Source organism: Shewanella sp. ALD9, from assembly GCF_002836315.1.
In the GTDB taxonomy this organism is placed as follows: domain Bacteria; phylum Pseudomonadota; class Gammaproteobacteria; order Enterobacterales; family Shewanellaceae; genus Shewanella.
Window position 1 is genome coordinate 19,698 of the sequence record NZ_PJCD01000004.1, and the last position, 21,572, is coordinate 41,269.

Consider the following 21,572-nt stretch of genomic DNA (forward strand, 5'->3'; position numbering starts at 1 on the left):
GGCGTCGTTTTTTTACGCCTTTTTCCTTTTTACAAAAAACGATGGAAACAATTATACGTCCAGTTAATTAGCTAGTTAAGTTTCAGATTAACAATGCTTTTTTTCTTCTTTGTTCATCGATACGCAATAAATCCTTTCCTTTTCCTATTTGTTCTGGTGTTGGTTCTGGTAATTCTTTAAACCATTTCCCCCAGCGTTCCTCTAAGGCTTGTAAAGAAACTTCATTAAACATGCCATTCGCTTGCCCGCGAATCAAAGGATATAGCTCAGTAGCTAGCGGTTTACCTTCCATTTGTCGTTTGAAAATCCAAATATAAATATCAACGATCTCTAACCCCGCACTTTCAGTACCTGGAGTGCACTCGATTCGCACTGACGGGATATGCCTTAAATCCATTGCTGGCATCCCAGGACCAAACCCCGCAGGTTCATCTAACTTTTTGGTGTTTCGATATAGGTCAGAAATCCATTCCTGGGCTTTATTAAATTCAGCTTGACGATCCACGACCACTTTTGTAGCCTCTGACTTTGTATTTTCTAGTCGGGTGGCAATACCATGCATTACCGACTGAAATCCAATTAGGTTTGGAGATATCTGAAGCCTCTCGTCTTTTGAAGAGGCGTGATAATATATTTTACTCGGGTTTTTGATTGCCCAATTTAACGCATCAGTAATGATCTCAATAGATCGCTCATCGGGCAATCGATGAACTCTACTAAGTAATTTTTGGCATACTTCAACCAGCTCTTTTTCAGCAAAATTTTTATTAATTGCAATCCGTGCTTTCCAAGACTTTTTTAATAACACCTCATCAAATAACAAACTTACTTTAGAAACTAAAACATACCTTAGTGGTGTCCAATAAGCGTTCCAAGGTACAGCTGGATTATTGCCTTGGTCAAAAACCTGATCAAAAAAGCATAGAGCAGCATGGTCTTTTTTAGTTATTCGATAAAAATCAAAAGATAAATTGTATTTTTCTTTGAGTGCAACCAAATCATCTACGATTGTCACAAGTCTGCCATTGCCTAATTCTGCGGCATGTAGCCTTTCAACTCCCAGATTATTTCTAAGCTTCTCTACATGAGGCAAACTGAGTTCATCTAAATTAAATTCTGAACTTAAAACACCGTAGTATAGGAAAGGTTGATTATCATCAAATAGTTCTAGCCCCGTTTGACCACTTTCATCTATATAAAAATACATTGAACCTCCCTGATGCAACTACATTATCTGTTGATCGAATTTCTAGTATAGTTTGTACGCTCGGCAACCATATCTGTTGAAAAGGTTACTCTATTAGCTTCGTATCCACGCAAAGCATCAGCTAATTCTAATTGGCTACTATTCCTCACCATTTGACAACGCTCTCCTAGAATACAAACAATTATAATAACCTTATCACGCACTTCTTCGAATGTAATTATTCTCTATTCCCCAATAGAGAAAATACATTGCACCATAAATGTTTATTTTATAAGAGATTTATCAATTCGAGGAATGCGCAAGACAATAAATATGCGTAAGAGGAGATGTTGAAATATGCCGAGCATCCATGCTCAGCATAAACTTTTTACTGACTAGCCTGAATTTCAACGGCTATAGGCTCATTGATAACATCAGAGGCAATGTGTCGTGAAAACACATGTAAATATTCAAAGCTTGGATATCGGCTCTGTATCAAGACTAATAGCTTTAAACTGTACTGAGTAACAGGAACAGCATTTGAGACTAATCTAACGCCTTTACGACCACCATACGACACATCATCAACAGTTGTTGGGTAACCGCCCTCAGTCAACCACTCTGCGACTTCTGCCTGTGTTAAAGAAGGTGATTCTGATTGCGAATCTAGCCCCCATTTTCCCTTTTTATAGGCAATTAAAAACAAACGCTTCAACATACAAACCGAACCACCTTGCTGAACGTTAATGCCTTTTTTAGTTTCAGCTGACAGATGACATAAATAGAAGTCTTCGAACCGATAGTAGTCATCCATGGTTTTGAGGCAGTTAGCTAAACTAATCGCTTTAGCGACCTCTTCCGGCGTATATTCCGTCTGACCTTCCCTTTTCTTCGGATACGTAGGTTTACGCCATCCATCAAATATAGAGCGGGCGAACTCCATGTCTTCTACTGTCTGCCATGGCACCGTATCAAAGGCTAGGTGTTCGGTATCGCGAATGGGCATCATGCGAGGGTTTACGGGCTTTCTTTTCATGTCATATTCAAGATTAAGTAGCACTTGTTTTTGAATCATGATTAGGTCTGACTGCGTATACCACTGTTCACGCATTGAGATAAAATGACTGCTATCAACTTTTTGACCAGGTTGACGGTTTAACGTCAAATCCAGCATGTAATCGTTTTTGATAACATCATTATCCAACTTCACCCCATCCCACACTTTCGGCAGTTTAACGCTCCCTTTCGCCAGTACAATTTTTTTATCTGCCTCAGCCGCTCTATCCTCAGCGATTTCACCTGTCAACTGTGCCCGCGTCTTCAAAGACAGTACCTGCTTTACCCAATGCTTACGTTTTAGCATTGAGCCCGGAACACTACTTTCACCGTCAACTAAGTCGCATAGAGCTTGATATTGCTTGCACATTGGACCTGACAAATCAATTTCGGCATCATCAGTTAGGTAACCATCGGTGGTCCCGCTAATGACCAAACACCCCTTCTTATCTGAATTATTCATGAGCTCACTCAAGGTGGCACGCACAAAACCAGTAATATGAGAGGCAATATAAGGATTAGCGATAGCAGACGGAGTTGACTGCTTACTACCACCTGTTTCGGTATCAAAAAAATTGCTCGGCTTTAATGTCGCTGTTTTACCAAAAAGCGTATTCCCAATGGCCTTGACGAATTCAGCAAGTAATGTCTCGCCATTATTATCATACGCGGTTCGGTTTTCTCTCACCCAGCGAACAAAGCTTTCAAAGATTCTAGGCTCGTTCCGTTTTTGAGGGACAATCACTCCATGATTAATGATAATTTCAGCCCCCATGCTCAAGGCATTCTCTATTTCAGGAGCAGTTGTATAACACTCCCCCTCTAAAGGAAAGACAAGGCCATACGTTTCGGTGCGAACAGCAAAGCAAGGTTGAATAGTCGCTTCAGAGAATTTAAACGTAATATGCGCGACACCTAACTCACCAATAAAATCTGCAGGGTTTTTAGTCTCAAAACAGGCAGAATAATCTAGCGGGTGAATGGATAACATAGAGATGACATAGGCAGAAACAAGGTCAAAATCATTAAATTCGCCTAATTCGGTGGGACCAAAATAACATGAAATATTCAACCCTCCCGAGAAACCGTCAATAAAAAACTGAGAGTGGTACCTTCTGGAAACCGTTTCGGCTTTTCTAAGTCTTTTCTTAACGCGCTGACTCAAACCATCCCACTGCTGGGACTTGATATAGCGAATCCCAAAAACCTCATTGAAATAATCCCTATCCCCAATTAACTTTTTGAATAACGCAACTGCAATACCACCAATAGTGGTTGGCACTTTACGCAAGCCCAATGTTTGCAGGCAAAACTGCTGAATGCGTAAACCGTAAATAACCGTCAACATTGCGTCTTGAAGGCAATACTCCTCAGAAAGCAAGGGCTCAGCTTTATCAAAATCCTTATACCGTGAAATATGATGACCTTCAGGTAACACACCTTTGGCAGCCCCTAACATTTTGCCAATAAAATCCAACCCTTTACGTCCTGGCACCAAAGCGATGGTATCGACAAAGTTGATATAAGTAGTAAAGGTTCTGCGGCCACAATCAGAAAGCATAATAGGCTCAGGCCTGTAAAAACGCTTCCCATCATTACCCATCCCCCACCCATTTTGAAGTTGAGATAACTGCCCGTCACCATACTCTTTACCACGAACAAGTGGACCAGTTATAGTTCCGGCAACGCCTTTTACTTTATGAGAGAAATTCCAAAAGTCAGACCAAGAAGAAACATCTGCACGGATAAAATGTGAGTAAATAAACATGACAGAAGGGTAATCACTAATCACACCTTCACGTTTAGCAATGTGTAGAATATTTCCAAATAGTTTTTTAAACGACCAACGGTACTTACGACCAAAACCATCAGGCCTTATGCATCCTTTCAATACCTTATTAACACCAATTAAATAAAAACCATACAGTACAATATCATTTTCTAATGTCTCTGGATTAAACTCGTATTCGGGGTCAAAACCAGCATGAGTGGGCTCACCACGCCCTTGCAGTGCCTTATCAGGGTCTGAGGTGGCCTCCTCAATTCCAAGATCAATATTCCGCTTAATGTCTTTCAAAATGTCAGAGCCATCCACTTCATCAGCAGTCAAACCGTGCTCTGCGGGTATAAAGTCTTCCACACTATATTTAATAGCCATAATTAATCACCAAAATAAAAAGAAAAAAAAGCCTGAAAAAATCAGGCCTCGGGGAAATCAACAGAGGAGGGGATAAATCGGGATGGTTAGCTGCTTTTTTTAGCGGCTACTACTTGTTTTACATCAGGCATGTCAAAATTCATTTTATAGGGCTTCTTATCAGCACAAGCCATAACAAATGTCGATAACTCTGAGGCATAATGCTCGGCTAATTCGTTACACTCTACTTTAATAAAAGTAGTTACTTTACCGTAGCGATCTTTAAGGATTACGCCTTTATTTTCAATGTGATCAACCACATCAATAAGCGAGCCATTAATCATTTTCGAACCGGGAATTATTGCTAAATATTTCATATGGAACCTCTTTTAGTCATTTGGGCTGGCGAAATCACCAGCAATAGAATTAATTTAAAAGCCCCTCCTCAAGGGTGTTACTCGTAAACGAAACGCCTTAGCTCTCGGTCATAGCCACCTCCCATTCCTCGATAGCTCGGAGGGTGAAACGTATTGTCCGACCAATACGTGTCACCCTAGGCAGCTTGTGGGGTGAACGAGTCACATCGACTTGCACGGTCTTCGGGTTAAGCCCGTACAAGCTGGCGAATTCTGGAATGGTTATTGCGCGTTTTTCTAACATGCTCATCTCTCCGTAACTGGGTTAAACAATTCAAGTTCACAACCACCTAGTAAAGCAGTCACGGTTTGCTCACTGGCAGCGAGCAATTCAGGGTTACTGTGGTAGGCATAACGTTGCGTAGTTTTAATATCAGCATGCCCAAGAGCCTGCTGGCATAATCGAATGTCACCACTAACTCTCAACATTTGGCTGGCATGTGTCCTGCGAAGATCATGGCAATGAAAGTGCTCAGTAATGCCCGTTTCAGCCTGAACACGCTCAACTAATCTTGCCAAGCACTTAGCGGGTTTCCCCATCGGTTTAGGGTTAGAGGGAGTACTTAGCGAAGATGGAAATAAATAAGTCCCATCGGAATATGGCAATAAATGCTTGATCAAAGATTGAAGCGCACTATTCAAAGCCATATAAATAGGTTTCCCAGACTTCGAATCAGGAATCGAAAGCATTGAATAGTTTTCATTAAACCAACACAATCGAAGACTAATGACATTGCCCTGCCTTAACCCACTAAATAAACAAAATAAAAGGCTATAGGCATGCACTGGATTAATATCAGATAACGCAGCGTCAACTAGTGCTTTAACCTCAGAGGGAGATAGAACACGATCCCGTGGCGGATTTTCTCGCGGTCTGGGGATACCTTTACAGGGGTTGGACTCGATAAAGTCATAGCTAACAGCAAGATTAAAAAACTTACTCCAAGCAGCAAGATATCTCGCACAAGTGGGAGGACTGACCCTATTAGCCAATTCGGTTAGTAGCTGAGATATCAAATATTTTTTAAAATCCGCAAGTTTCTCACCCCCATATGTTTCAATTAAGGGCTTATGCCGCTGCATAAAACCTTTAGCATCTTTTAGATTATTTTCAGCATAAGGAACAACAAAATCATCATAAAACCCCTTAAGAGTCATGGCGTTGATATGATTATTATTGTTATTAACCATATCCGAATAGACCCCAGCCGTTCGAGCGGAAAAATCACGAGGCCGTAGGCTCTGTGTATCCCCTAAAATTTTCTGCTTTCGCTCAGTCTGGTAATTGAATTGATACCCCAATGCCACCTTTTTTTGTCTCATGATGGCTATAGCTATAGGGCTATCTGTAAATTTAATAACCTTATTCTGCCCTCCCAATACTTTGTGTAATTCATTTAGCGTTTTAAAACCTTCAAGGTTCATTTTTAATGGAGGAATAATCATACGGCCCGCCCTACTTAACAATGTTTCGTCCAATCGACGAGACGAATATCTATGTTTTTATGAATAGTTAGAATCGGGGATTAACGGAGAAAATGACTACTAAGCACCCTTAAAGTCAGTTGCATTAATCAAGCTATTAAGTTGAAAATAAAGAACTAAAACAACAATTATTAGAAAAAAACATTCACAGCTAATTTGAATTAAATTACTATAAATAAATGATATTTATTCTAAATTGAATGGTGTGGCGAAATGAGTGATAAAAAAGAGGCGATTTTCTGTTTCAAAAGCAGTAATCAAAATATATGGATTGACCAAACTCCAAGTGCACACAGGAAAAACCATATCAACTACAGCCAGAATACTTTCACCATAATTGCTTATCTGATGCAACGCTTTGAATTATCTCAAAGTGACGCACGACAAGTATTAGATCTATTCTTCAAGCAACTTGGAATAACCACTCCAGTACCAAGTCAACCAAGTGTTTCACGGGAATTAAAAAAATACAGAAGGGTTTTACACGGATGGAAATACGTAATAATAAATAACGATGCCACCAAATCAGAATGCTCGATAGGAGTTGTGTACAAGAAACCAGAGGCAGAGTTTTACCAATTAATACCAATAACCACATCTCAAAATGATAAATACACTCAATTCAAATTCAATGATAACCACTTGAATTTGAAACGAGTTAGTCAGGCAAAAACGGCACCAACACTTGATAGAATTATTCTACAATCGAGGAATAAAGCCAAAGAAGATGAATACGCTAAATCAATCACAACGTGGCTATGTAGAAATACCCTCCTTCTAAGCCAAGTAAAATACTTAATAAAATCAGACGGAAATAAGCTATTCGACAGCTTAATCCCTCTCATGCCAAAACTGAAAGATACGACGAAAAAGCTACTCGCTCATGATCACTATACAAAATTAAGTCACCTACCTAATAAAGCAGAGAGGGTTAAAAATGCACTATTAAAAACTAATAACACTCCCAACATTCACCCTCAAACAACAGAGCACTTACAAATTCAAACATTGCTCTTTAAATACGCTTCGCCTGAAATAAAGGTCCATATATACAGGCTAGCGATTTGGATTTATTGCCCATACTCAAAATTGAGTTTCATCCGCTTACATTCAGAAGAGCTCGTCGATAAAAATGAATTACATGCCTTAGAAACCAACAAAGCGGCAGAAAATGATTACCTACCCATCAACATTAAAAAAATCGTACATAACTTAAAATTTATAAAGCAAAACGACAAATTAAAGTTCCAACTTTCATTCTCTGATGGGGCACATAACCGCTCATGGGTTTCATATTTAAAGCTTTCAGCTACGACTATGAGTGAAGAGCATACCGATAAAACAATCGCCCCCCCTAAAGCGGGTAATCAAGAAAATAATTGGGATTTCGATGCTCAAAGCATTTGCGTAGGTGAGAAATTACCAGAAAATAAAACATTCGAATTGGCCCATAAAAACTCAACCAGCGCTTTCATCCTGCCATTTACACAAGGCACCCAGACAACATTTTCAAAGAATGCTTTCACAAAACAACTCAAAGCCTGGCTTTCGTATATAAATGAATCCTCCCAAGCCAGTCCACTCGATAATAATACATACAAAAAAAATAAGCATATGCTCACCATTTCAGAATAAGCCACCCACTCCAATCTAAATTGAAAATGTAATTATTCTCTATTCCCCAATAGAGAAATTACATACTGTATTAACTTCATGATTAAATTAACTAATCATAGAATCCCCACTTCGCACTAACCTCTGCTTGCGTACAAGAGGTAAAAACAAATATGGGATAGCCAGCACAGTCCAAGCTATTAAAATTCTATTTTTTAGCGCACTGAACAGAAAAAAAAATGAGCTCGCCCTACCTGCCCATTTTTTAAATTAATGATTAATCATCCATAACAAACCCAACAACACCACCAATAATAGCCCCAACAGCCATACCCTGTGGGCCAAATCTTGCGCCAATTAAAATACCTGTGGTTGCACCTTTTACTGCGCCATTTGAAAGCACACCATTGTCTGAATTTGTGTTGCTCATTGTCCATTTCTCCGCTGTTATACTGCTCGCCGAATGATTAATCCGGCTTTCAGTTAGATTGACTTGAGGTAAGCAAGCCATCACACCACCATTTCCTTGGTGTAATGACTGGCATATTTTGATTCTGATTTTTCTTAAACCTACCCCTGTCTATAAAAGGCACTTCTGCTCAATCAAACGAGATTTTTACGCTGAATATTTCCATCTCTACATAGCTGATGAAGTTAGTCAGTAATAGTTCGATAAGCTCATTTCCATCTTCTTTTTCTAAATAACCACCGTATAAGGTATAAACCTGCTGTGTGATAAAACATATATCGATCTCTTTAACTAGCTCAGGATAAGGTTGTCCTTGAAAGCTAAAGTCGGTGATATATTCAAAACCCCATTGACCATTGTTACTGGTGGATTTGATGACGCGAATTTCCACGGGGTGGTAACCGCCATCATCTGCTGAGTAACCAGGATCTCTAAAATTAAAGGTTATACCTGTTATCTCTTCCTGCAGAACCGTTACCTTGGATAGTTCGTTGTTGAATATGCTGTAGAGCGCTTCGGGCACACGAAAGCACTGGCTTGGGTTAAAAGTCAGTTTCATTATGTTTTCCTAATTTGAATTTGTGTAGGGGAGTTAGCGTTAACGCCGCGTATGAACGCTGATTATTCGGGGAAAATTATTTTTGCGAGACCGTTGGCAATGGCGTTAACTTAGACAAATCATCTCTGTGTTTAGCCCAATCAGTGTGAACTACATGCAGGAACTGGTTTCTATTGGATTGCACTATTAAGGCGATCCCTTCACAACGCAAAACCGCTGATAAGAAGCTCACATTGTTAGCCGAGCCACCTTTGATGACAGTTTTAAACGTAGAGGATCTAAATGGCTTCTTACCAGCAAGCCCCTCAAGGAGCATATATATTTTGTCTAAACCAACCCACTCTTTACTAAATAAACCACCAGAATCATTACTTGTTAGACGAATATACAGGCTCTGATCATCTTCATTCAACGCCACCTCATAGCCAATAAGACCAGTAGATTTAGGTGATAGTTTTGGGGCTAGACCAACAAGTATTGTTTTGTACTGCATATCTACATCAACAGTACTTTCTGCCGCTTTTAGGCTAGCTCCATCTATCTTATTTTCAGGGTTTGCCACTTCTTTCTTACCCGTAACATTACCAATTTTTGCGTCGATATTGACGTTTTCACCTGTGCCACCTTTAGTGTGCTTTACTGTTTTCGTATTCATGATTTATTTCCTGTTTTTTAATCGGATTAATGGGTTATTTGTAGTTATAAATACGGCGCTTAGGCCGAAGAATTAAAGGTAAACCTGTATGACAACTGATCCGTACTAAAGGGTTATTAGTCATTAGCCTTGCTCAAGTCCAAATTAGCAGGCTTTATTAGATACAGACCTCGGCCTTCATCATCGGTAATCGTTAATGACAGTTGGTAGCCATCTGGCAGGCTCTCGATAAACTCCGGCAAGTGTTCGGAACGTTCGATAAAATAGCGAGTGACATCATCAAGGCAGGCTAATGATTTATGGGCATCATCATCGGGATCAAACACGACAATCGTTGATGTGTAGTCACGCCAAAATTCAATCGCTTGTACTCGAGAACCAAAGGGCTCTAGCAATAAATCAACAACGCATTGAGCCACGACAGGATTTAATGCTAATTGTTGCTGGGTAGGTAAATAATGAAGTATTTGCATGGTCCATTCTCCTAAATGAAAAAAGCCCATTCATCACAACCTTAATAGGTATAGATGAATGGGCTTTAGAGTGGTTTTTTATAGACAGCGAATTAGCTAAACAACTCAGATAGCTTCTCACTGGTTTTTCGCATGGATTCTGTGGTTAATTTTGCATACCGTTGAGTCGAAAGAATCGATTTATGTTGCAACTGCTCTTGCACTAAACGCAATGAAACGCCAGCACTAACAAGATTCGATGCTGCTGAATGACGTAAAGTATGTAAGCACACACCATCAGGGTTGATCTGTGCTTTCTTAAGCAATTTGATAAAGGTTTTTCTCGCACTCCCTAATGGCTTTCCTTTGGCTTTCCCTGCAAATAGATAAGGGTTATCAGCGGTGAGGGGAATATGAGCAATAAACGACAACATGGCATCAGTTAAGTAAATACTGCGAGCCTTGCCGTTCTTTGTGATGGGGATATGTATCACGCGCTTGGACACATCAATATCTTTAACTTTTATATTCGCGACTTCGCCACAACGTAAACCCGTTAAGGCTAATATTGCAATGTAACCCGCAAGCGTTTTATTGGAATATTCTCGACAAGCAGTCAGTAGTCGTTTTACTTCATAAACATTTAAAAATCGTGTTCGAGCATTATTCAATCTAAAAAGTTTTACAGGCAAACAAACGTCATCATCAATAACACCTAAGTTGACAGAATACTTTGTCATAGATTTCATTAACATCAATGCTTGATTACAGGTTGCAGGAGCATAGGGAGTACCGTACTTGTTAACTTGGTCTGCTAGAGCAAGGTGAAGCTGCTGAACATCTATGGTGCGTAAATCTCGATAGAAAAGATTACCAAGCCGAGGGGCGATCATTACATCATACCTATATTGGTCATCTCGCCATGTTTTTTTACGTTTCTTAATGCTGGGTAGGTAATGCTCAGTAAAAAACTCATTAACAGTTAAGTGAGCCGTGCTATCGCGTTCGGTTTTTGGATTAATCCCTTCACCTAAACTAACTCGATGCTTTTGCGCTATCTGCCGCGCTACCGCAACATTAATATCACCTAAACGACCCAAACTAATACTCTGCTTACGACCGTTGTAGGTATAGCGAAAGAGGAACCGTTTACTGCCAGTTTTACCTACCAGGCATTTAAGCCCTTGAGTTACGGTATCAGTCACTTCTAATTCAGTCGAATTAGAAGTGCGAGGGTTATCTGGTAAGGCTTTGATGGCCTTATCCGTGAATTTGAATTTCTTTAACATACTAAGTCCTCAATAGAATCTATCTACTAACTTAATATCTATTTATTGGCTGAGTAATTACGGCTATCTCAATTTTTGTTAAATCCCCCCATTAGTACTAATGGGGGGATAAAAAAGTGCTTTTGTCGCCCTTTTTTTATGAACAAGTAATTAGCCCAGAATAAGTGAAATATCTTCGCTTAGGCTAATAAATTACTAAGGAAAATAATGATGGAAGATTTAGCCATTAAAATACTATTTATAAGTTATAAAGGGGGTGTAGGTAAATCTGCACTAGCCATTAATTTAGCCGCTGAAATCGATGCAGATTATGTCACTAATGACTTAATAACCACCAGCACCAATGCGATTCAAATAGACTATACAAAGCGTAAAATCCCTAAAGGCTTACTCTCTCTTGATCGCGTAGTATTTGATTTTGGAGCTATGTCAACTCACCTTGATCCTAAAGCGGTTCAAGCGACGCAAGTTGCTGATGTGATTGTTATCCCCACCTTTACTGATAGAAGAAGTTTAGAAGCGACAATAAAAACGGTTCTGCTCATTAAGCCAATGAATAAACCCATTGCGATTGTGATCAACCATTTCACTAAACAAAAAGAATTCGATGAAGCTGTTACCTATCTAACTGAAAGCCTCGGAGAGTTACCTATATTTGCAATCAGAACCACAACGCTCTTTGCTCGAGTAGCAAAAGATGGAACTGACTGGTTTAAACAGATCCACAATCAACATGGAGAGTGGCAATTAAACAAATCACGATTAGCTCATGAGGACGTTTACAATGCAATTATTGAGTTAGGGCTTCCAGCATGAAACTACAAACATTAAAAAGTTTAGAAGATTCCATCGGCGGCAGACCTAAAACACTAGCACCCAAACAACGCCATACCTTTTACTTGAACCCAAAGGAGTCTAAATTATTGAAAGCGTATGCTCGTGATAAAGACATCTGCGTGAGTCAATTAGTGAGGAACTTGATTAAGGAGCTTGTGGAAGTGAATACTTAAATAAAAAAGAGATAGTTCCCATGAACTATCTCTTCCTTTATAAGCATTGGCCGAGAAAAGCCATCTCAGTCTAATAACAGCTGTTTACCATTGAACATGTCAAATCAATTAATCATTGATAACACGAATGCCATTGTCGTCAATTCTGGCTTATTGCCATAAATTGATGTTAGTGCTGCTAAGTTATCGTCAGAGCTGTTTTTACTTTTAATTTCACCTGTATTGGGATTAACTCCAGAAAAATTAATAGCACTGGCATATAGTTCAAATGACTCATCCGACTTTGAAATTTTGAATTGTGCGAAATAAGTAATCTTGACATCAGTCTTTTCCCTATATTTTTCAATATCATCGTCGGTAATGTTTCTACCCCACCCTTCTATAGGAGAACCTACAAATTCATCTAAATCAAAAACGCCATTAAATTGTACAAAAGTTTGGTTTTGGGCATTTTCAAATGTTTCCCAACTAGTACTCTCAAAATATTTATAGTCGCTGAAAGCATCATCTATTGTAATAGATAAATCCAGATTCAATGACCCGCTTTTCACAGCGTCAATAGTATTGCCCCCACAACCCATAAGCATTAATACTGGTACTAATAGTAATAACAATTTCTTCATTTTTATACTCCCTGTAAATCATCCAATCAAATGCGCGATGCTTGAAATACTGAACACCCGATACACTTAATAAAACATTATTTTAATAAAAATTTATGATACTACGTTAAGAACAAAGCATTATCGCTTTAATTTCCATTACAAAAGAAAAACAATCATTAACCAGCTAACAGGCAATAGACCTAAGTTCGTATTACTGTTTTTTATTATATATTTCCGAAATTTCAACACTGTATTCCTCGAAGTTCTTTTTATCGGGAATAGCAGGGCTATGAAAGCAGATAACCTCTGTGAACCTGGATTCTACACTTGCGTAGTAAATTAGGCGCGACAGAAGTCACAATTCCAAATATAAAAATAGATCAGCAAAAAATTAATACACGTATTTAAGTCTGAAGACACTAGGCACTTAACTCAGGTAAAGCATTTGGAATGGAAGGTGGCATCGGTTCATACCATTTTTCGCTATCATTCCAACAGTGCGCCGATTTTACAGCCATTTCAATATCTTAAAGCGACTAAAGACACCGACTGAAATAATACATAAACATGAACATTAATTGAAATAGTCTGCCCATCTAATAATGACCAACAGCTCTATTAATTACTTTTTTTAAAAGTGACTGACAGATGAACACCTGGTCATAAAGCTATAAAACCCTCAACTCACAAAAACGCCTTAAACCAGACCGTAAACTTCCAAAATTAACTGCAACTAATCTGCAACTGTCGATGCTGACACATAGCCAAAGCGTTAACTTTCATTAGCACCCATTTGCGTTATTTTTCGTTCTCTGAGCACAGGATATGCACAGGAGCGGTTTATGGCTAAGGTATTTTTACTTATAAAAAGGAGTTTAATCATGAAATGGTAAATAATTTAGTAAAAGCGATAGGATTAATAAGAAGAAGTAATGCAATACAAGCTGTTGACGGTAGAGGGTAATCTTAAATGCAAAAAGCCCGTAACGCTTTGAAAACGTTACGGGCTTTCTAAATTGGTCGGTGATAGAGGATTCGAACCTCTGACCCTCTCGTCCCAAACGAGATGCGCTACCGGGCTGCGCTAATCACCGAAATTTTTACTTGAAAACAAGTCTGATATTTATTTAACTTAGAGGCTAAATTCGCTACAAGAAAGCGGGAATGTGGTCGGTGATAGAGGATTCGAACCTCTGACCCTCTCGTCCCAAACGAGATGCGCTACCGGGCTGCGCTAATCACCGAGATTTTTACTTGAAAACAAGTCTGATATTTATTTAACTTTGAGGCTAAATTCGCTATAAGAAAGCGGGAATGTGGTCGGTGATAGAGGATTCGAACCTCTGACCCTCTCGTCCCAAACGAGATGCGCTACCGGGCTGCGCTAATCACCGAAATATACATAAAACGACAAATTGAATGGGGTGACTGATGGGGCTCGAACCCACGACAACCGGAATCACAATCCGGGACTCTACCAACTGAGCTACAATCACCACTGACTTTCAATTCTACTAACCAATGCGACAGAAACAGTACATGCCGAATGGTGCGCCCAGAAGGATTCGAACCTTCGGCCTTACCCTCCGGAGGGGTACGCTCTATCCAGCTGAGCTATGGGCGCTCGCCTTGGTTAGCGACGCATATATTAGGGATAAAACACCGTCACGTCTAGCCCTGATTTGCTTTTTTTAACTGACTGATTAACTTTTGACTCATTTACGCTAACTATTTGCTCACTTCTTACTTATTCGCACTCATTTACGAGAGTTATTAACTTTATACTGACATTAATTTAGCTTGGATCACATTTGTATTTATGGTAATTATAATGATTGTTCAACAATAATTTGTTCACATAATTAATAGGATAACGGTCAACAAGGGTATGGATACTGCAATAAGTCACTCAATAGCCTCTCCACGAGTCGAGCATCTGCAAAAAAGGATCGCTCGTTTAAAGCGTTTGGCTAAAAAATATAAACGTTCTGAGACTATTCAGAACGCTTTACTGGGTATTTCTAATATTGCGACCCAGGTCACTTCACTTGATGATTTTTATCAACGAGTACACTTACATCTGCAGCAACTTATCCCTGCAGAAAACTTTTTTATTGCATCTCAAGACCAAAAAACCGGACTGACAAGTTTACCTTTTTTTGCCGACCAACAAGATTCTCACCCAACGGAACTCTACCCAGACCAGGAAATATCAGCATTACTTAATAGTGGTTTAACAGGTTATGTGCTCCGTAATGGCACACCTTTGTTATGCGACGATAATAAGTTTAATGAATTGATCGCCAGTGGCGATATTAAAAGCCTTGGCTCTCCAAGTCACCAATGGCTTGGCGTACCCATCAAGAACCAAGATGTCGTCAGTGGTGTACTTGTTGTACAAAGCTATAACGAAGCCAATACCTACGGTGAACTTGAATTAGAATTAATGGGTTTCATTTGCCATCATATTTCTGGGGTAATGGAACGGCTTGAGCATCATGAACAACTAGAACAAGCCATTGTTGAACGCACTAAAGAACTCAGCCAAGCTTATGAAAAAGTCAAAAAAGAGATAACGGAACGAGTTAAAGCCGAAAAATTGCAAAAAGCCTTATTCGAAATTGCCGATTTATCTGCATCAAATGTACTCCAACAAGACTTTTATTTACGACTTCACACTATTATGAGTCAATTAATACCGGCTGATAACTGTTTTATCTCATTGATAAACGATAACAATATGTTGTCATTTCCTTTCTATGTTTCGCAAATGACAACCGAATATCCAGCCTCTCGTCCTATGCAGGATGGGCTAACAGAATACATCCTAGAACATAAGTTACCGCGGTTATTATCATCTAAAGATATCGCTGACATGGTTGCTAATGGTGAGATTTACGCAAAATCACCAGAATTAAACAAAACCGATAGAATGCATCAATGGATAGGCATTCCGCTGATCATTAATGGCGATGTCGCTGGCGCATTAACGATTTATAGCTTGGGTGACGCTCATATTTATCAATTGAAAGATTTAGAGTTGCTGACGTTTGTGTCTCAGCATATGGCCAATGCTATTGAACGTAAATTGGCGGCTGAGTCACTGAAAAATAGCCATGAGCAGTTAGAAGATAAAGTCGTTAAACGCACTCGAGCACTCGCTGAACTGAACAGCAATCTACAACAAGAAATTAATCAGCGCCGAAAGATTGAAGATCAACTCTTACACGATGCTCAGCATGATGGACTGACAGGGTTACCCAATCGCAGCTATTTAATGGAACGATTATCACAAGCATTAAAACACTTGCGCCGGCATGGATTAGATCAGTTTGCATTATTATTTATCGATCTCGACCGCTTTAAAGTGATCAATGATTCTTTTGGTCATCTCGAAGGCGATCGCTTTTTAATTGAAACCGCACAACGTATCAAGTCATGTATACGTGAAAATGACACTCTAGCAAGAATGGGCGGTGATGAATTTGTTATTTTGCTGGATTCTATTAATGCCACGGAAGATGCTATCGAGGTCAGTGATCGTATTTTACAAGCGTTGTCGATGCCCTATCAGCTAGCCAAACAAGAGTTCATCTCAGGTGCCAGTATCGGAATTGCATTTAGTGGACGTAATAAATTAGTCACCAGCGAGTCACTACTTCGTGATGCTGACGCTGCTATGTATCAGGCTAAAGCTAATGGTAAGGGTTGTTATGTTATTTTTGACGACAAGCTCAGCGCACAATCTAAGCTACAACATGAATTGGAAATTGATTTTAAAAACGCTCTAGACCAACAAGAATTTGAAATTAACTACGTTGAAGTGGTCGATTTTACTAATGGTGAAATAATTGCTATTGAACCTCACGTTGAGTGGCACCATCCCAAACAAGGCATAATTGAACATGGAAAAATGAAAAGTCTTGCCGCACAATACCAGCTCACACTTAATATCGACGGTTATATTTTTTCTCACTTAAGTGAACAGTATCAATTTCTTAAACAAAAATATGGACCGTCAGTATACTTACATCTATCCATTAGCAGCCAGCACATCAAAAATAAATTCGTGTTACGCAATCTCAAGCAAACGATTAAAAGTAGCAACATCAATCTTGAGAAATTAATATTATTCTTTAACGAAAAAGCACTAGTGCAAGACACCGAAAACCACATCAATGGTTTCGAGCTCATCTCGCAACTAGGCGTGCAAATCGGGATCGATGGCTATGGCACAGGTTACAGTTCACTCAGTTGCCTGAGCTTTTTACCGATTAAGGCATTAAAGTTAGATGATGACATCAGTAAGCATTTACTCAATGACAAACAGTTACAATTAGTCAAAGCTTACCAACTGACGGCACAAACACTTAATTTCGATATGTACGCCACCACAGTAGACACACAACAACAAGTAAGGCAGTTTTTAGAACTGGGTTATGTGCGTGGTCAAGGACGAGCGATCAGTAAACTTTTTAACGAAAAAAAAAAGCCACATAAGGCCTGTGCCTAATCAATAAGTCCAACCCAATTAGCACTATTTTTTAAACATATCGCGTATGTTGGCGATGTGACTTTTGCTGGTTTCGACACGCTGCTCTTCTGTTTGAACAGGCTTACGGTTTTCCCAAACTAAGTCATCTTGCGGTAACTCAAGTAAAAAACGGCTCGGCTCACATCGCATTGTTTCACCGAATTGGCGACGTTCACGGCATATTACAAACCACAATTCACGTTGTGCACGGGTAATACCCACATACGCCAGACGGCGTTCTTCATCGACATTATCTTCGTCAATACTCGACTGATGCGGCAAAATGCGCTCTTCAACGCCCACCATAAATACAAAAGGATATTCCAGTCCTTTAGATGCATGTAACGTCATTAACTGAACTTGATCGCCACCTTCATCCTCGCTGTTGCGTTCCATCATGTCGCGCAGGGTTAATCGAGTAACCACTTCTGGTAGCGTCATCGGTTCATCTAACTCATCACCTTCGAGCATTTCGGTAACCCAGCGGTATAATTCCGAAATATTCTTCATCCTCATTTCAGCCGCTTTAGCGCTGGTACTCGTTTCGTATAAGTAATCTTCGTAATTTATTTTACGTATAAGCTGTTTAATCGCTTCAACAGGCTCACCCCGCGAGGCAACTTCACCAGTATCAACAATAAATTTACCAAATTGATACAAGGAGTTAACCGCAGCTGGTGCTAAGTGATGGTTGAGTTCAACATCAAAAATAGCTTCAAATAATGATATATGCTTTTGATTGGCAAAATTACCTAAACGCTCCAGCGACGCAGGGCCGATACCACGCTTAGGTAAGTTAACCACCCGTAAAAAAGCATTGTCATCGTCAGGGTTCACCACTAAACGTAAATATCCCATGATATCTTTAATTTCTGCACGAGAAAAAAATGAAGTACCACCACTAAGCTTATAAGGAATACGGTTGGTCATAAGCGATCGTTCGAGTAAACGAGACTGATGATTACCTCGGTATAAAATGGCGTAATCACCGAACTTAGTCCGCCCAACAAACTTATGCCGAATGATCTCGGCAACCACTCGTTCAGCTTCCTGCTCTTCGTTAGCGGCAATTAATACTCTTAAGGGCTCACCGTAAGCTAACTCACTGAATAACGCTTTGTCGTACACATGAGGGTTGTTAGCAATCAAAATATTGGCTGCCCGAAGAATACGTTGGCTTGAACGATAGTTTTGCTCTAACTTTATGAGTTTAAGTTTTGGGAAGTCAGTCCCTAATAACACCAGGTTCTGTGGCTTTGCACCACGCCAAGAATAAATAGACTGATCATCATCACCTACCACCGTAAAACGTGCTCGCTCGCCCACCAGTAATTTAACTAACTCATATTGGCTGGTATTGGTATCTTGATACTCATCCACCAGCAAATATTGAATTTTAGTCTGCCAACGGGTGCGGACTTCTTCATTCATCCGCAATAATAAGGTTGGAATTAAGATTAGGTCATCAAAATCGAGCGCATTATAAGATTTCATATGCTGAGCATACCTGGCATATAACATGGCAAATAATTGGCTTTGCTCATCTTTTGCCATACTTTTTGCTTGCTGAGGGATCACTAATCCCCCTTTCCAATTCGATATCGCTGATGCCAAAGATTTGATCAGGTCTTTATCATCATCTAACTCATCTTCGGTCAGTTCTTTTAATAACGCGAAAGTGTCTTGGTCATCAAACAATGAAAAACCCGCTTTAAGCCCAAGCACTTTATGCTCGCGCTTAATGATTTCGAGCCCTAATGTGTGAAAAGTAGAAATCCATAATCCGCGCGCTTCTTTGCGCCCCATCGACTGAGCAACACGTTCTTTCATTTCACGGGCGGCTTTGTTGGTAAAGGTTACTGCGGCAATATTACGGGCTTTATAGCCACACTTTTCAACTAAGTAAGCAATTTTATTAATGATTACACGTGTTTTACCACTCCCCGCGCCAGCGAGCACTAAGCATGGACCCGATACATAATGTACGGCTTCATTTTGCCCTGGATTGAGTTTCATTAATCATTACACCTTGCTTAGCTTTAAACGAAGGCGGATCATAGCAGAATCAACTGATGACGGTTAACGAAAAATCACACTTAGTGTTTGGAAAAGCGCTTACCTCGGTTACAATTAAATCAATGTCTCAGTAGGGAATCATAATGATTAATCCAAAGAAAATAGAAGAGCTCGCGAAACAACTTAGCGATAACTTACCCAGCGGTGTTAAGCAATTTGCCGGTGAGTTTGAAGAACGCAGCAAGCAGATATTACAAAACCAATTGATGAAACTGGACGTGGTATCGCGCGAAGAGTTTGAGGTTCAGCAACATGTGTTGCTTAAAACTCGCGAGAAGCTTGAAGCATTACAAGCACAAGTGAATGAGTTAGAAAAAAAGTTTGCCGAGTAACTAACCTAAATTCGGAATAACGATTGATATTACGGACTCTGTAATCGTTTTAACTCATTTACAGACATAAAAAATGACGCTATTTAGCGTCATTTTTTTACACCCACGAAGCTTGTTAACCTCAGTTCTGGTTAAGAGACTCTGCTAATGCATATAAGCAAAGAGCGACGTTTTCGCGACGGGCACCATAGCCCATTAAGCCGATGCGCCATGCTTTACCCGCTAAAGCACCTAAGCCTGCACCAATTTCTAAATTATATTCTTCCAATAAATGCTTACGCACTGCAGCATCATCAACACCATCTGGAATATAAACGGTATTAAGTTGCGGTAAACGAGACGCTTCTTCAACCACAAATTTCAATCCAAGCTTGGTTAACCCATCGCGTAATAACTGATGCATTTTACGGTGTCTTGCCCAGGCATTTTCGAGCCCTTCATTGGCTAACAAACGTAAAGACTCATGGAGGGAATATAATGCATTAACGGGTGCAGTATGATGATAGCTGCGCTTAGCACCAGCGCCGTTGCCCCAATAACCCATCACTAAGGTTTGATCTAAAAACCAACTCTGCACCTGGGTGGTACGAGCTTTTAGTTTAGCAACGGCTTTAGGCGAAAATGACACCGGAGATAAACCGGGCACACAAGATAAGCACTTTTGGCTGCCTGAATAAATGGCATCAATGCCCCACTCATCCACCAGCAATTCAACGCCACCCAATGAGGTCACCGCATCAACAATACTGATACAGTCATGTAATTGCGCCAAGGTGCACAATGTTTTGGCATCCGACAGCGCACCCGTTGAAGTTTCTGCATGTACAAAGGCTAAAAATTTGGCATCAGGATGCGCGACAAGTGCAGCTTCAACTTTATCTGGGCATACAGGTTCGCCCCATTCATTGTCGACGACTACCGCAACACCGCCAACACGCTCAACGTTTTGGCGCATGCGCTCACCAAACACCCCATTACGACACACGATGACCTTTTCACCTGGTTCAACTAAATTGACAAAACAGGTTTCCATACCAGCACTGCCTGGCGCCGATACCGCTAAGGTCATTTCGTTTTTAGTTTGAAAAGCATATTGAATTAAGCTTTTTAGCTCATCCATCATGCCAACAAATAATGGGTCAAGGTGGCCAATAGTCGGCCTTGATTGTGCCGCAAGCACTTCGGGATACACATCAGATGGGCCTGGACCCATTAAGATTCGGCGCGGTGGCATAAAAGCTGGAATTGTTGGTACGGGTAACATCAATGTCTCCTTAAAATGAGGTCGAAATTCATAATTCAGTATGAATCTGGAAAAATTTACCCTACATATAAAGCAAACTATACCAATCAGTTGCTGCAAAATACATTAACATCAATTTATTAGTGGTCGTTGGTAATCGTTTCTACAAACCTACGAATATTTTTTCGTTTTAGGCAAACTGACAATACCACATTGAAGCACTAAATCACCTCAGAATGGTCGTTAACCTGAACTAGGGATAACAAACTCCTCTCAAACAGCCCTTTGCCTTGCTAACGGTGTTGAATTAATTTGCAATAGACCCGCTATTGACGCGTCTATTCGCCTTGTTAGTAAAACAAATGACAAGTTTGATAGTGATAAACGTCTAAGTTTATGATCTTTATTATCATATCTTCGTCTCTTATTCCGAGATCAGTTTAGTTAACAATGG

Annotated in this window: 17 protein-coding genes and 5 tRNA genes; 5 read left to right on the plus strand and 17 right to left on the minus strand. The window is 39.9% G+C overall.

Going from position 1 to position 21,572, the window contains the following annotated elements:
• Positions 1-82: 82 nt before the first annotated feature.
• The 4 genes from CXF88_RS12910 to CXF88_RS12930 form a co-directional block, all read right to left on the minus strand.
• A complete protein-coding gene (locus CXF88_RS12910) occupies positions 83-1,207 on the minus strand; it encodes a DUF3800 domain-containing protein (RefSeq protein WP_101087246.1) in 1,125 nt (374 codons plus the stop codon).
• A gap of 367 nt (positions 1,208-1,574) precedes the next feature.
• On the minus strand, positions 1,575-4,400 hold the full coding sequence (locus tag CXF88_RS12915; protein ID WP_101087247.1) for a hypothetical protein: 2,826 nt from the start codon (positions 4,398-4,400) through the stop codon (positions 1,575-1,577).
• Positions 4,401-4,486: 86 nt separating this feature from the next.
• Entirely contained in the window at positions 4,487-4,756 is a 270-nt protein-coding gene (locus CXF88_RS12920) for a hypothetical protein (protein WP_101087248.1), read from the minus strand.
• A 285-nt stretch (positions 4,757-5,041) separates the two neighbouring features.
• The gene (locus CXF88_RS12930) at positions 5,042-6,241 is read right to left on the minus strand and encodes a site-specific integrase (RefSeq protein ID WP_101087250.1); all 1,200 of its coding nucleotides are present in this window, start codon (positions 6,239-6,241) and stop codon (positions 5,042-5,044) included.
• Between the two features lie 252 nt (positions 6,242-6,493).
• On the opposite strand from CXF88_RS12930, the gene CXF88_RS12935 reads away from it, so the two are divergent.
• Positions 6,494-7,915, plus strand: a complete 1,422-nt coding sequence (locus CXF88_RS12935; RefSeq protein ID WP_101087251.1) for a hypothetical protein — start codon at positions 6,494-6,496, stop codon at positions 7,913-7,915.
• 256 nt (positions 7,916-8,171) lie between these two features.
• Here the strand turns inward: CXF88_RS12935 and CXF88_RS21995 are convergent, their stop codons facing one another.
• From CXF88_RS21995 to CXF88_RS12960, 5 genes are all read right to left on the minus strand, one after another.
• Entirely contained in the window at positions 8,172-8,324 is a 153-nt protein-coding gene (locus CXF88_RS21995) for a glycine zipper domain-containing protein (RefSeq protein WP_174839621.1), read from the minus strand.
• A gap of 169 nt (positions 8,325-8,493) precedes the next feature.
• Entirely contained in the window at positions 8,494-8,922 is a 429-nt protein-coding gene (locus CXF88_RS12945) for a DUF2787 domain-containing protein (RefSeq protein WP_101087253.1), read from the minus strand.
• 76 nt (positions 8,923-8,998) lie between these two features.
• Positions 8,999-9,577 (minus strand): hypothetical protein, encoded by a 579-nt coding sequence (locus tag CXF88_RS12950; protein ID WP_101087254.1) that lies wholly within the window; start codon positions 9,575-9,577, stop codon positions 8,999-9,001.
• A 116-nt stretch (positions 9,578-9,693) separates the two neighbouring features.
• Positions 9,694-10,050, minus strand: coding sequence for a hypothetical protein (locus CXF88_RS12955; protein ID WP_157822798.1), 357 nt, complete (start codon positions 10,048-10,050; stop codon positions 9,694-9,696).
• 92 nt (positions 10,051-10,142) lie between these two features.
• The gene (locus CXF88_RS12960) at positions 10,143-11,318 is read right to left on the minus strand and encodes a site-specific integrase (RefSeq protein WP_101087256.1); all 1,176 of its coding nucleotides are present in this window, start codon (positions 11,316-11,318) and stop codon (positions 10,143-10,145) included.
• 207 nt (positions 11,319-11,525) lie between these two features.
• On the opposite strand from CXF88_RS12960, the gene CXF88_RS12965 reads away from it, so the two are divergent.
• Together CXF88_RS12965 and CXF88_RS12970 are read left to right on the plus strand one after the other, a co-directional pair.
• Complete coding sequence (locus CXF88_RS12965) at positions 11,526-12,134, plus strand: ParA family protein (protein WP_157822799.1); 609 nt, start codon at positions 11,526-11,528, stop codon at positions 12,132-12,134.
• Complete coding sequence (locus CXF88_RS12970; RefSeq protein ID WP_101087258.1) at positions 12,131-12,328, plus strand: hypothetical protein; 198 nt, start codon at positions 12,131-12,133, stop codon at positions 12,326-12,328. The genes CXF88_RS12965 and CXF88_RS12970 overlap by 4 nt, the downstream gene beginning before the upstream one ends.
• Before the next feature lie 104 nt (positions 12,329-12,432).
• On the opposite strand, the gene CXF88_RS12975 is transcribed toward CXF88_RS12970, so the two are convergent.
• From CXF88_RS12975 to CXF88_RS13000, 6 genes are all read right to left on the minus strand, one after another.
• The gene (locus tag CXF88_RS12975) at positions 12,433-12,951 is read right to left on the minus strand and encodes a hypothetical protein (protein ID WP_101087259.1); all 519 of its coding nucleotides are present in this window, start codon (positions 12,949-12,951) and stop codon (positions 12,433-12,435) included.
• A 999-nt stretch (positions 12,952-13,950) separates the two neighbouring features.
• Positions 13,951-14,027, minus strand: a tRNA-Pro gene (locus CXF88_RS12980).
• 73 nt (positions 14,028-14,100) lie between these two features.
• Positions 14,101-14,177, minus strand: a tRNA-Pro gene (locus CXF88_RS12985).
• Between the two features lie 73 nt (positions 14,178-14,250).
• Positions 14,251-14,327 (minus strand) — tRNA-Pro (locus tag CXF88_RS12990).
• A gap of 26 nt (positions 14,328-14,353) precedes the next feature.
• A tRNA-His gene (locus CXF88_RS12995) sits at positions 14,354-14,429 on the minus strand.
• Positions 14,430-14,480: 51 nt separating this feature from the next.
• Positions 14,481-14,557 (minus strand) — tRNA-Arg (locus CXF88_RS13000).
• A gap of 264 nt (positions 14,558-14,821) precedes the next feature.
• On the opposite strand from CXF88_RS13000, the gene CXF88_RS13005 reads away from it, so the two are divergent.
• A complete protein-coding gene (locus tag CXF88_RS13005; protein WP_101087260.1) occupies positions 14,822-17,446 on the plus strand; it encodes a diguanylate cyclase in 2,625 nt (874 codons plus the stop codon).
• A 24-nt stretch (positions 17,447-17,470) separates the two neighbouring features.
• Here CXF88_RS13005 and rep read toward each other — a convergent pair whose 3' ends face one another.
• Positions 17,471-19,483: a DNA helicase Rep gene (rep, locus tag CXF88_RS13010; protein ID WP_101087261.1), complete on the minus strand. Its 2,013-nt coding sequence runs from the start codon at positions 19,481-19,483 to the stop codon at positions 17,471-17,473.
• Positions 19,484-19,626: 143 nt separating this feature from the next.
• Here rep and CXF88_RS13015 point away from each other — a divergent pair, with 143 nt between their 5' ends.
• Complete coding sequence (locus tag CXF88_RS13015; protein WP_059746313.1) at positions 19,627-19,875, plus strand: accessory factor UbiK family protein; 249 nt, start codon at positions 19,627-19,629, stop codon at positions 19,873-19,875.
• Positions 19,876-19,996: 121 nt separating this feature from the next.
• Here CXF88_RS13015 and CXF88_RS13020 read toward each other — a convergent pair whose 3' ends face one another.
• Entirely contained in the window at positions 19,997-21,139 is a 1,143-nt protein-coding gene (locus tag CXF88_RS13020; protein ID WP_101087262.1) for an alanine--glyoxylate aminotransferase family protein, read from the minus strand.
• Positions 21,140-21,572: the final 433 nt, after the last annotated feature.